This window comes from Clostridium bornimense, from assembly GCF_018917145.1.
Classification (GTDB): domain Bacteria; phylum Bacillota; class Clostridia; order Clostridiales; family Clostridiaceae; genus Clostridium_AN; species Clostridium_AN bornimense_A.
Window position 1 is genome coordinate 1 of sequence record NZ_JAHLOD010000010.1, and the last position, 12,363, is coordinate 12,363.

The window sequence follows — 12,363 nt, forward strand, 5'->3', positions numbered from 1 at the left end:
CATGCGACTTCTACTTCTTATGCGGTATTAATCTTCCTTTCGGAAGGCTATCCCCCTCTATAAGGCAGGTTACCCACGTGTTACTCACCCGTCCGCCGCTAACTCCACTCCCGAAGGAGCTTTGTTCGCTCGACTTGCATGTGTTAAGCACGCCGCCAGCGTTCGTCCTGAGCCAGGATCAAACTCTCAATTTAAAAAGTTTGATTTACTAGCTTAGTACTAGTTTGCTGACTTCATATATATGAGTCAATTAAAAGAATTAACTGGTTATATGTTTCTTCTGTTCAATTTTCAAAGATCATTTGTCGCTTCAGGCGACTTCTTTATAATATCACTTCCGACCATTCTTGTCAACAACTTTTTTTATTTTTCTTAGTTGTTTTTTTTACTGGTCGCTTGCGACAATGACTATTATATATAATTTAATATAAAATTATTCTCATATATACACAGTTATAGATGTTTATCCTCCTTATACTACGTTTTTCTTTCTTTTTCTTATGCATCTTGTCATTGATACACCAGAATAAGTTGTCATATGTTTTCATCTATATATTGGGTTATATTGCAACAACTGTGTTGTTATTCTTTTGTTTTGCCTCAACTTTGATGTTCTTATATTCTATTAATATCAACAAAATCATCTCATTAACAAATAAAACTCATTATTTATATACACTAATTTTAAAAAAGCTGCTGTATCTTTTATCAAAATACAGCAGCTTTTTTTACTTTATATTAATTTTCTTCTTTATCTTCTTTTGAAGTTACTTCTTCATCAATCTTTAATTGCTCTAACTCTTCTTTATCTTCTGATATTATTTTTGCTATAGCAATTACTGTAACCTCTTCTTCAGTTTTCATTAACTTAACACCCATAGTGCTTCTTCCAGTAACAGATATATCTGATGCATTTATTCTTATAGCTATATCCTTAGAGTTAATAAGCATAAGTTCATCATCATCACTTACCATCTTAGCTCCTACAACTTTTCCTGTCTTTTCGTTAGTCTTATAGGTTATGATACCCATACCACCTCTATATTGAACCTTATATTCATCTACATTAGTTCTTTTTCCTAGTCCATTTTCACTAACTACTAACACTTTAAGTTCAGGATCTACTACTTCCATAGCAACTACAGTATCATTTTCTCTTAATGATATACCTTTAACACCAGATGCCATTCTTCCCATTTCTCTTACATCAGTTTCTTTAAATCTTATAGAATATCCTTCTGATGTAAACATCATTATATCATCATTACCACTAGTAAGTTTTACTGATATAAGTTCATCTTCTTCTCTTAAAGTTATAGCATTTAATCCGCTCTTTCTTATATTCTTGAAGTTATCTAATGATGTTCTCTTAACTATTCCGTTTTTAGTTCCCATCACTAAATAATCATCTGGATTAAATTCTTTCATACAAATTACAGCTTCAACTTTTTCATCTGGTCTAAGCATTAATATATTTATAATATTAGTTCCCTTAGATGTTCTTGAACCTTCAGGTATTTCATATCCCTTTAACTTATAAGCTCTACCATGGTTAGTAAAGAATACTATATGATTATGAGTAGATGTAACAAATAAGTTTTCTATAATATCATCTTCCTTAGTTGTTCCAGCTACTATTCCTCTGCCCCCTCTTTTCTGAGCAGTATATGCATCTTCTGGTATTCTCTTAATGTAACCATCTCTTGTTAAAGTAACAACAACATTTTGTTCTTGAATTAAGTCTTCTATGTTAATATCGTCTGATGATTGTTCAATACTTGTTCTTCTTTCATCACCATACTTTAACTTAATTTCAGTAAGCTCGTCTTTAATAATATTTAATATTAATTCTTCTGAACTTAATATTTCTCTTAACTTAGCTATTAATTCTCTTAATTCATTTAATTCATTTTCAATCTTTTGTCTTTCTAAGCCAGTTAAAGCTCTTAATCTCATTTCTACAATTGCTGATGATTGAGCTTCACTTAAATTAAACTTATCTTGAAGTTTTTCTCTTGCCTCAGCTGTGTTTTTGCTGCCTCTTATTATACTTATAACTTCATCAATATGATCAAGGGCAATTTTTAATCCTTCTAAGATATGTTCTCTTGTTTCAGCTTTCTTTAATTCAAATATAGTTCTTCTTCTTATAACTTCCTTTTGGAAATCAACATAATGACCTAATATTTGCTTTAAGTTCAACACCTTTGGTTCATTATTAACTAATGCTAACATAATTATTCCAAAAGTATCTTGCATCTTAGTATGTTTATAAAGTTGATTTAATATTATGTTTGGATTAGCATCTCTCTTAAGCTCTATAACTATTCTCATACCTTCTCTATCTGATTCATCTCTAAGATCAGATATGCCAACAATTCTTTTATCCTTAACAAGATCAGCTATATTTTCAATAAGTTTAGCCTTATTAACTTGATATGGTATCTCTGTAACTACAATTCTGTGTCTTCCGTTTTCTTCTTCTATTTCTGCTCTAGATCTTACTATTATCTTACCTCTACCTGTTTCATAAGCCTCTCTTATACCTCTCATCCCCATTATTATACCTGCTGTTGGGAAATCAGGTCCTTTTATGTGAAGCATTAATTCTGCTATTGTGCATTCAGGATTATCTATAAAATAATTAATTCCATCTATTACTTCAACTAGATTGTGAGGTGGAATATTTGTAGCCATACCAACGGCTATCCCTGCAGATCCATTTACTAATAGATTAGGGAATCTTGAAGGTAAAACTATTGGTTCTTTCTCAGTTCCATCAAAGTTTTCTCCAAAATCTATTGTGTCTTTATTTATATCTCTTATCATTTCTACAGCAATCTTAGCCATTCTAGCTTCTGTATATCTCATCGCTGCAGCACTATCACCATCTACAGATCCAAAGTTACCATGACCATCTACTAATGTGTATCTAATAGAGAAATCTTGAGCCAGTCTAACTAAAGCATCATAAACTGATGAATCACCATGTGGATGATACTTACCTAATACGTCTCCGACAATTCTAGCACATTTTCTATATCCCTTACTAGGATCAAGTCCTAGTTCATACATAGAGTATAATATTCTTCTATGTACAGGCTTTAACCCATCTCGAACGTCTGGAAGTGCACGACCAACTATAACGCTCATTGCATAGTCTATGTAGCACCTCTTCATCTCTGCACTTATATCAACAGGCAGAAACTTTCCTTCGTTGTTATTCATCTGATCTCACCTCTCTAATCTAAATATCAAGATTAACTACATTCTTAGCATTTTCTTGAATAAATTCTTTTCTTGGTTCAACTTTTTCACCCATTAATATAGTGAAAATTTCATCTGCCTTCATAGCATCTTCTATGTTAACTCTTAATAATATTCTCTTTTCAGGGTCCATAGTAGTATCCCATAATTGATGAGCATCCATTTCTCCAAGACCTTTATATCTTTGTATAAGCGTATTATTATCTTTGCCACCCATTTCTTCTATTAAAGCTTCTAACTCGCTATCATTATAAGCATATCTTTCATTTTTACCCTTTTTAACTTGGTATAACGGTGGTTGTGCAATAAATACGTGTCCACCCTCAACTAAATCTCTCATGTATCTATAGAAGAATGTTAATAATAATGTTCTAATATGAGCACCATCAACATCGGCATCTGTCATTATGATAATTCTATGATATCTTATCTTAGATATATCAAACTCTTCTCCGATCCCTGCTCCAAATGCAGTTATCATTGATCTTATTGTATCTGACACTAATATTTTATCTAATCTTTGTTTTTCAACATTAAGAATCTTACCTCTTAATGGTAGTATAGCTTGGAATTTTCTATTTCTTCCTTGTTTAGCTGAACCACCGGCAGAATCCCCTTCGACTATATATATCTCACACTCTTGTGGATCTTTAGAAGAACAATCTGCTAATTTTCCTGGAAGTGTAGAACTTTCTAATGCTGATTTTCTTCTTGTTAATTCTCTAGCCTTTTTAGCTGCTTCTCTAGCTCTAGCCGCTGTTAAAGCTTTTTCACATATAATCTTACCTATAGCTGGATTTTCTTCTAAGAAGTTTTCCATTGTTTCTCCTAATATAGAATCAACAATTCCTCTTACTACAGAATTTCCAAGCTTAGTCTTAGTTTGCCCTTCAAATTCAGGTTCAGATAATTTTACTGATACAACAGCAGTTAAACCTTCTCTTATATCTTCACCTGATAGATTCTTATCTCCATCTTTTAAGAATCCAAACTTTCTAGCATATTCATTAAACACTCTTGTTATAGCTGTTCTAAATCCAACTAAATGTGTTCCACCTTCTACGGTGTCTATATTATTTGCAAAAGAAAAAATGTTTTCTGTATAACCATCGTTATATTGAACTGCTATTTCTACATAGCAATCATTTTTTTCTCCTTCTACATAAATTGGTTCTGGGAATAAAGGATCTTTATTTCTATTTAGGTATGATACAAATGACTTAATTCCACCCTCATAGTGATATGCTTCTTCCTTAACGTTCCCTTCTTCATCTTGTTCTCTTTCATCTCTTAATATTATTTTTATTCCCTTATTAAGAAATGCAAGTTCTCTCAATCTTTGAGACAATACATCATATTGATATTCTGTAGTTTCAAATATCTCATCATCTGCCATGAAATCAACAGTAGTTCCATGTTCATTAGTATCCCCTAATATTTCTAAATCAGATACAACGTTACCTCTTTCATAGCTTTGTCTCCATATATGACCATCTCTTTTTACTGTAACAACACACTTGGATGATAATGCATTTACGACAGATGCACCAACTCCATGAAGCCCACCAGATACTTTATATCCGCCGCCTCCAAATTTTCCACCAGCATGCAGTACTGTCATGATTACTTCTACAGTAGGTTTTCCCATCTTAGGATGCATTCCTACTGGCATACCTCTTCCATTATCAGTAACTGTAATAGAATTATCTTTATGTATAGTAACTTCTATACTATCACAATATCCTGCTAAAGCTTCATCTATTGAATTGTCAACTATTTCATAAACTAAGTGATGTAGTCCTCTTACAGAAGTACTTCCAATATACATTCCTGGTCTTTTTCTAACAGCTTCTAATCCCTCTAGAACCTGTATCTGATCTTCTCCATAAGATTGTTTGTTTTCTGTCATAGCTATCCTCCTAACTATCTTTATTGTTCATCATATTCTATTTTTGTTCTCTTACTTAATGTTGATGAAGATATTGGTGATAAAAACACTTTAGCTTTTTTATCTACTTCTGCAACAATAAAAGATTTGGGATGATCTTCTGTTATTCTCTCAATAAATCCATCTTCTTCCGCAAGCCTTAAAAACTGGTTGGTATCTGCACTATACATAGTAGTCTCTAAATCAAATATTCCAATTATATCTTTTATTGGGACTACTACATTTTCTCCTAAATGAAGAAACATACTTTTCCTCCTTATTCTTCTATAATTTTTTCAATACTTCCTTCTTTAACCATAAATAACTTAAAGTCATCTTTAAGGTAATTCCTTATAGTCTCCATTCCTGTACATGTAATTATAGTCTGAACATTTTTTAAAGAGTTTAATATAAAACTTTGTCTATTTATATCTAATTCTGATAAAACATCGTCTAGAAGTAGCACAGGATATTCACCAATAAATTCTTTAATTATTTCCAATGAAGCAAATTTTATAGTAAGTATTGCAGTACGTTGTTGTCCCTGTGATCCATAAACTCTAGTATCAACTCCATTTATGTCTATTAGAAAGTCATCTCTATGCGGTCCCTTAGATGTGATTCTTTTATTTATATCTCTATTTCTATTTTTAGAAATAAGCTCATATAAATCGCTTTCTAGACTGGAATAACTTTTAAGATCTGAAATATATCTAAAACTTATTTTTTCTTTATTCTTTGTTATGTCACTATGGATCTTCTCTCCATACTGTTGTAACTTTTGTAAATACAAAATTCTTTGTTTTACTATCATTGACCCAAGTTTTGCTAATTGTCTATCATAGATTTCTAATATTTCTTCTAGGTTCTCATTGTATGTTTTTAAAACAGTATTTCTCTCACTTAAAACCTTATTGTAACTAACTAAAGTCGTATAATACTTAGGTTTAAGTTTGCTTAATTCGATGTCTAAAAACTTTCTTCTAAAAGATGCAGATTCTTTTACAACCTTTAAGTCTTCTGGTGAAAAAATAACCGCATTGAACACTCCAATTAGCTCTGAAATCTTTCTAAGCCTAATAGAGTTTATTGTAATTGATTTTTTTCCCTCTCTAGAAAACTTTATATCTATCTTTTTATCCAAACGTTCTCTGGCAACATCCAATACTATTTCTCCATAGCCCTCATTCCACTTTATAAGTTCTTTATCCTTAGATGTCCTATGAGAGCGTCCCAAAGAACAATAATATATACTCTCTAGTATATTAGTCTTACCTTGAGCATTATCTCCAGTAAAAACATTAACATTTTTACTTAGGCTTATACTTAAGTCTGAGTAATTTCTATAATTCTTTATGGCTAATTTCTTTATATACATAAATCCACCTTATATTATATCACAAACTGTCAATGAATGCTTATTAAACTATTTTGAAGGTTTCCCCATTAAATTCTACAACATCATCCTTATAAAGCTTTTTACCCCTTCTTGTTTCCACTTCACCGTTAACATATACTTGCCCTTCTTGAATGTAAAACTTTGCTTCTGTTCCAAGAGATGCTACTCCAGCAAACTTTAAAAAGGAATCTAATTTAATAAATTCTGTCGTTATCTTAATTTCTTCCACAATATCACTCTTTTCTATTTTTCTAAATAATAATCCAATTTGCCCATAGACAAATTGGAAAATCATTTATTCACTTCTTTGTATACTTATTCACCTTATCTTGTTGATACTCTTACAGGTAAAACAAGATAAGTACAGTTATCTTTTTCTATATTTTTAATTACACATGGAGAAACAGCTGATGTAAATTCCATATATATTTTTTCTTCATCCATTATCTTTAATATGTCAATTAAATATTTAGAGTTAAATGCAATTTGCATTCCATCACCTTGCAAATTTATATTAACTTCTTCACGAACATTTCCCAATTGAGAATTAGAAGTTATAACAATTGTGTCGTCTTCTATATCAAATTTTACTAAGTTAGTATTTCCTTCTTTTCCAACTAGTGAAGCTCTTTCTATAGAATTTAAAAGAATATTTTTATCCACAATTACTGTTGATTTATGTTCTTCTGGAATTATAGAGTTATATTTTATAAATTCTCCTTCAAGTAATCTAGATATTATTCTTGTCTCATTTATAGTAAATAATACATGATTTTCATTAAATGTTAGTGTTACATTATCATCTTCTCCTAATATTTTAACAACTTCATTTAATGTTTTACCTGGTATTACTGCTGTTACTTCTTCATCAAATTCAATACTTTCTTTCTTTAAAGCCAATCTATATCCATCTAATGAAACTAAGTTTAAAGTTCTATCTTTTGATTCCATTAGAACTCCTGTTAAGATTGGTCTAGTTTCATCTTGTGCAACTGCAAATATAGTACCTTTTATCATATTTTTTAAACATTTTTGAGATATGTTTAATTGTTTATTTCCTTCTACTGATGGTAAAGATGGATAATCCTCAGCATCCATATGTATTAAGTTAAATTTAGATTTTTCACATTTTATTTCTATAGAACTTTCAGAAATAGATGATACTTCTACGTCTGCATTAGGTAACTTTCTTATAATTTCCCCAAATAATCTAGCATCAACAACTATAGAGCCTTCTTCTATAATGGCTGCTTTAACTTTAGTTTCTATACTCAAATCAATATCTGATCCAGTTATTATAAGAGTATTATTTTTTGCATTAATTAAAATACCTCCAAGTATAGGCATAGTTGATTTTCCTGTTACTGCTTTTTGCGCTATTGAAATTCCTTCTACAAGGGCATTTTTTTCACATATAAATTTCATTAAGATACCTCCTTTTATCCACAACGATATTTATCTATTTATTAAATAAAAGTATATATAAATAATAATAGTAGTAGTAGTAGGGGCTGTGGATATGTTGATAAAACCCCAGAGATACTGTAAATACTACTATTGGGCATAAAATAACTGTGGATAAGTATGTGATTAACTTAGACGTTTTATCCACAGAATTCAGTATAACATTATTTTTTATATTTTATCCACAACTAATTCACAAGTTATTATAAACAGGTTGTGGATTATTTTTTATTTAATTTTTTAGATAAAGATTCTATGTCACTTTTTAATAGTGGATCTTTATCTTTATTTAAAGCATCAGAGATTTTTTCATATGCATGAATTACGGTTGTATGATCTCTACCACCAAATTCTTCACCTATTTTAGGTAAGGAATTATCAGTATTTTTTCTACAAAGATACATAGCTATTTGTCTAGGATAAGTAATACTTTTTGTACGACGAGCAGACTTTAAATCATCTACAGTGACATTAAAGTAGTTAGCTACTATTTCTTGAATATATTCAATAGTTATAGCTTTTGAACTTTTATTAGCTATGATATCTCTTAAGGCTAATAAAGCTAAATCTACGGATATTTCTTTATTAGTAAGAGATGAAAATGCAACTATTCTAATAAGAGCACCTTCTAATTCTCTAATATTTGATTTTATAGTATTTGCGATATATCCTAATACGTCATTAGGGATATCTAAATTTTCTTCATCAGCTTTTTTCTTCAATATAGCTATTCTAGTTTCAAAATCAGGTGGTTGAATATCAGCTATAAGTCCCCATTCAAATCTTGATCTTAAACGATCTTCAAGTGTTGGAATTTCCTTAGGGGGTCTGTCTGAAGATAAAATGATTTGTTTATTTGCATCATGTAGTGCATTAAAAGTATGGAAGAATTCTTCTTGTGTTCGTTCTTTTCCAGCAATAAATTGAATATCATCTATTAGTAATACATCTACATTTCTATATTTGCTTCTAAATTCTTCATTGGTATCATCTTTAATAGAATTAATAAGTTCGTTAGTAAACTTTTCAGAAGAAATGTAAGCTACTCTAGCTTTTGGATTTTTATTTAAGATGTAGTGACCAATAGCATGCATTAAGTGAGTTTTTCCAAGACCAACTCCTCCATATATAAATAGAGGATTATATGCTTTAGCTGGAGATTCAGAAACAGCAAGAGAAGCAGCATGAGCAAATCTATTACTATTTCCTATTACAAAAGAATCAAATGTATATTTTGGATTCAAAACTGCTTGCATGCCATCAGAAGGTGAAGACATTACAATATTTTGTTTAGGAGCTTCAGATTTAGTTATTGCTTCTTCGTCACCAATAAGAAAATCAATTTTATATTCCTTATTAGTAGCGACCTTAATTGCATTAATAAGTAAATCCTTATACCTTCCTTCTAAAATTTCACGAGTGAAATCATTAGGTACACTTAATTTTATAGTATCCCCTGTAATTTCTATAGGACAAATACTCTTTATCCAAGTATTAAAGCTAACTTCAGTAAGCTCGTTTTGCATAATTTCTAACGTTTTAGCCCACAAATCATCTAATTGGACTTTCATTGTAATATCCTCCAGTCTAATTTAATAAAAAATTATCAACAAATTTATCCACAGAAATTATAGAGTCAAAAAAAACTGTGAATAAATTTTTTATAGTTATCCACAATAGTAATAAATTGTGGATAAAAATTTTATAATAAAAGTTATTAACAGTATAAATAAAAAAGTTATACACAAGTAAAATATAAAGAATTATGCTGAATTATTGAATTAAAATAAAAAAATCAACAAGTTATACACAGGGTTATCCACAAAATGTGTATAACTCAAAATAATCCACAAGTTATCAACAATATATCTTAATAATATCAAAATAATAAGAGCTATTCAAGAAGTTATCCACAAAAAGAACAGCCTGGGGATAATTTTATTCACAATGAATTAAAAAAACATAGATTGACATAGCTCATTGACAACTATATAATTTAATAGTAAAACCATAAATACGTTTAGCTAGTAATTAACTTGCTATCAAAATTCTATATAGAGGGGGTGTTGTGTATGTTCATGACATATCAACCAAAAAAGAGACAAAGAAAGAAAGAACATGGATTCAGAAAAAGAATGAAATCATCAACTGGAAGAAACGTTCTTAAGAGAAGAAGAGCAAAAGGTAGAAAGAGATTGACTGCATAGGCCGCGTTTTTTGTGGCCTTTTTCTCTAAGCAAATTGTAATAGAAGTATTTTTTAGAAAGAAGAAAGTCGATGAAAGATGAAAAATTAAGACGTAATGTAGAATTTAGAATAGTATATAGAAGAGGGAAGTCTTTTTCTAATAATACATTAGTTTTATATACATATAAGAATAATAGACACCGTGATATTAACAAGGTTGGAATATCTGTTAGTAAAAAGGTAGGAAAAAGTGTTGTTAGAAGTAGAGTAAAACGATTAATTAGTGAAAGCTATAGACTAAATAAAGATAAATTTATATTAGGACATGATTTTGTAATTATTGCGAGAACTGGCTCGGATAGTAAGAATTATCACGAGATTGAGAAGTCATTGATAAGTTTGTTTAAGAAAGCTGGTTTAATTAATAGTGAAAAGGATATTAATAATAATAGTAAAATTCTATAGAAAGTATTTATCTTCATTAAAAAGGCAACCTACATGTAGGTTTTATCCGACTTGCTCACAATATGCACTGGAAGCCTTAGAAAAATACGGTGCTATAAAAGGAACGATACTTACAATAAAGAGAATTTTAAGGTGCAATCCTTTTAATAAGGGAGGATATGATCCTTTAAAATAAGAAGTGGAGGGCTAATATTGCAAATATTATATGGTATATTAAATACAATATTTCTATTTTTTTATGATTTACTTAAGCCGTTTTTAGGGGAAAAAGGTATAACAACGGCCTTAACAATAGTGTTATTTGTTATCGTTATTAAAATAATACTTATACCATTAAATACTAAGATGATAATAAATTCAATAAAAATGGGAAGGCTTACACCTAAAATAGAAAAGATAAAAGCTAAATATGCATCAAATCCTGAAAAGATGAATGCAGAAACTATGAAGTTGTATCAAAATGAAGGTATAAATCCAATGGCTGGATGTCTACCAATGCTTATTCAATGGCCTATTTTAGCTGCTATGTTTTTCGTATTACAGCCACAAAATACACCATTGAAAGAATTATTAGATAGATCATTTTTATTTATAAGTAACTTTGGTGCTACTCATAATGTTGTGCTAGCTGTTCTTGCTGGTGGTACATCATTTATACAAAGTTATATGACACAAAAGCAACAAGGAGCATCAGCAGGAAGCCAAGGAAGAACAATGAATATAGTTATGTCTGGTATGATGTTTTATTTCGGATACATAACACCAGCAGCAGTTGCTTTATATTATGTTGTGTCTAACATATTCCAATGGATATTTATGAGTATAATTAGAAAAATAGTAATTAACAAAGAAGAAGCTATTGAAGCTGAAGCTGAAAATAATCAACCAAGTAAGCAAAAAGTTACAATAACTACTAAAAAAATAAAAAATAAACCTCAAAAATAAGGGGAGGGGGAAGAATAAGTATGAAAATCGTAGAGGTAACAGGTAAAACTGTTAAAGATGCTTATCAGAACGCCCTGATACAATTAAATGTGACAGAAAATAAAGTTACTTATGAGGTAATTGACGAAGGAAGTAAAGGGTTTTTAGGGATAGGATGTAAGCCTGCTAAGATAAAAGTAATGGTAAAAAGAGATTATATATCTGAGGCAAGGCAGTTCTTGCAAAGTATATTAGAAAGTATGAAAATAGAAGCTAATATCTTAATAGAAGAAAATGATAATGTTCTAAACATTGAATTAGAAGGAAAAGATATGGGTATAGTTATTGGATATAGAGGAGAAACATTAGATTCACTTCAATATTTAACATCATTGGTTATTAATAAGGGAAGCAATGATGACTATAAAAGAGTTATTTTAGATACTTCTAATTATAGAAAGAAGAGAGAAGAAAGTTTAAGACATTTAGCTTATAAAACTGCTAAGAAAGTTGCAAGAAACAAAACTACAATTAAGTTGGAGCCTATGAATCCTTATGAAAGAAGAATTATTCATTCAGCATTACAAAATGATAGATTTGTAAAGACATATTCAGAGGGAAATGAGCCCCATAGAAGAGTTGTTTTAGAATTGAAATAAAAATTAATAAAAATCAACCTCCCCTAAGGGAGGTTGATTTTTATTGGTGAAAAAACTTGCAAGTGGTAATA

General features: G+C 30.0%; 12 protein-coding genes and 1 rRNA gene. 5 read left to right on the forward strand and 8 right to left on the reverse strand.

Going from position 1 to position 12,363, the window contains the following annotated elements; genetic code table 11:
* The 8 genes from KQI30_RS05030 to dnaA form a co-directional block, all read right to left on the reverse strand.
* Positions 1 to 194: ribosomal RNA gene (locus KQI30_RS05030) — 16S ribosomal RNA — on the reverse strand; the annotation flags it as partial.
* 544 nt (positions 195 to 738) lie between these two features.
* Positions 739 to 3,228, reverse strand: a complete 2,490-nt coding sequence (gyrA, locus tag KQI30_RS05035; protein WP_216462147.1) for a DNA gyrase subunit A — start codon at positions 3,226 to 3,228, stop codon at positions 739 to 741.
* 19 nt (positions 3,229 to 3,247) lie between these two features.
* A complete protein-coding gene (gene gyrB, locus KQI30_RS05040) occupies positions 3,248 to 5,176 on the reverse strand; it encodes a DNA topoisomerase (ATP-hydrolyzing) subunit B (protein ID WP_216462148.1) in 1,929 nt (642 codons plus the stop codon).
* A gap of 20 nt (positions 5,177 to 5,196) precedes the next feature.
* Entirely contained in the window at positions 5,197 to 5,460 is a 264-nt protein-coding gene (gene remB, locus KQI30_RS05045) for an extracellular matrix regulator RemB (protein ID WP_044035687.1), read from the reverse strand.
* Between the two features lie 11 nt (positions 5,461 to 5,471).
* Positions 5,472 to 6,572: a DNA replication/repair protein RecF gene (gene recF, locus KQI30_RS05050; protein WP_216462149.1), complete on the reverse strand. Its 1,101-nt coding sequence runs from the start codon at positions 6,570 to 6,572 to the stop codon at positions 5,472 to 5,474.
* A gap of 43 nt (positions 6,573 to 6,615) precedes the next feature.
* Entirely contained in the window at positions 6,616 to 6,822 is a 207-nt protein-coding gene (yaaA, locus tag KQI30_RS05055) for a S4 domain-containing protein YaaA (protein ID WP_044035685.1), read from the reverse strand.
* A 95-nt stretch (positions 6,823 to 6,917) separates the two neighbouring features.
* Positions 6,918 to 8,018, reverse strand: coding sequence for a DNA polymerase III subunit beta (gene dnaN / locus KQI30_RS05060; protein WP_216462150.1), 1,101 nt, complete (start codon positions 8,016 to 8,018; stop codon positions 6,918 to 6,920).
* 260 nt (positions 8,019 to 8,278) lie between these two features.
* A complete protein-coding gene (dnaA, locus tag KQI30_RS05065; protein WP_216462151.1) occupies positions 8,279 to 9,628 on the reverse strand; it encodes a chromosomal replication initiator protein DnaA in 1,350 nt (449 codons plus the stop codon).
* Between the two features lie 501 nt (positions 9,629 to 10,129).
* Between dnaA and rpmH the strand changes: the two genes are divergently transcribed.
* The 5 genes from rpmH (at position 10,130) to jag (ending at position 12,292) form a co-directional block, all read left to right on the forward strand.
* The gene (gene rpmH / locus KQI30_RS05070; RefSeq protein ID WP_044039602.1) at positions 10,130 to 10,264 is read left to right on the forward strand and encodes a 50S ribosomal protein L34; all 135 of its coding nucleotides are present in this window, start codon (positions 10,130 to 10,132) and stop codon (positions 10,262 to 10,264) included.
* A gap of 70 nt (positions 10,265 to 10,334) precedes the next feature.
* Entirely contained in the window at positions 10,335 to 10,709 is a 375-nt protein-coding gene (gene rnpA / locus KQI30_RS05075; protein WP_216462152.1) for a ribonuclease P protein component, read from the forward strand.
* The gene (gene yidD, locus KQI30_RS05080; protein WP_216462153.1) at positions 10,672 to 10,884 is read left to right on the forward strand and encodes a membrane protein insertion efficiency factor YidD; all 213 of its coding nucleotides are present in this window, start codon (positions 10,672 to 10,674) and stop codon (positions 10,882 to 10,884) included. The genes rnpA and yidD overlap by 38 nt, the downstream gene beginning before the upstream one ends.
* A gap of 17 nt (positions 10,885 to 10,901) precedes the next feature.
* Positions 10,902 to 11,654 (forward strand): YidC/Oxa1 family membrane protein insertase, encoded by a 753-nt coding sequence (locus KQI30_RS05085; RefSeq protein WP_216462154.1) that lies wholly within the window; start codon positions 10,902 to 10,904, stop codon positions 11,652 to 11,654.
* Between the two features lie 20 nt (positions 11,655 to 11,674).
* Positions 11,675 to 12,292: an RNA-binding cell elongation regulator Jag/EloR gene (gene jag / locus KQI30_RS05090; protein WP_216462155.1), complete on the forward strand. Its 618-nt coding sequence runs from the start codon at positions 11,675 to 11,677 to the stop codon at positions 12,290 to 12,292.
* Positions 12,293 to 12,363: the final 71 nt, after the last annotated feature.

Coding starts and splice junctions, on each gene's coding strand:
- gyrA (WP_216462147.1), bottom strand. CDS start 3,228: ATGAATAACAACGAAGGAAAGTTTCTGCCTGTTGATATAAGTGCAGAG.
- gyrB (WP_216462148.1), bottom strand. CDS start 5,176: ATGACAGAAAACAAACAATCTTATGGAGAAGATCAGATACAGGTTCTA.
- remB (WP_044035687.1), bottom strand. CDS start 5,460: ATGTTTCTTCATTTAGGAGAAAATGTAGTAGTCCCAATAAAAGATATA.
- recF (WP_216462149.1), bottom strand. CDS start 6,572: ATGTATATAAAGAAATTAGCCATAAAGAATTATAGAAATTACTCAGAC.
- dnaN (WP_216462150.1), bottom strand. CDS start 8,018: ATGAAATTTATATGTGAAAAAAATGCCCTTGTAGAAGGAATTTCAATA.
- dnaA (WP_216462151.1), bottom strand. CDS start 9,628: ATGAAAGTCCAATTAGATGATTTGTGGGCTAAAACGTTAGAAATTATG.
- rpmH (WP_044039602.1), top strand. CDS start 10,130: ATGTTCATGACATATCAACCAAAAAAGAGACAAAGAAAGAAAGAACAT.
- rnpA (WP_216462152.1), top strand. CDS start 10,335: ATGAAAGATGAAAAATTAAGACGTAATGTAGAATTTAGAATAGTATAT.
- jag (WP_216462155.1), top strand. CDS start 11,675: ATGAAAATCGTAGAGGTAACAGGTAAAACTGTTAAAGATGCTTATCAG.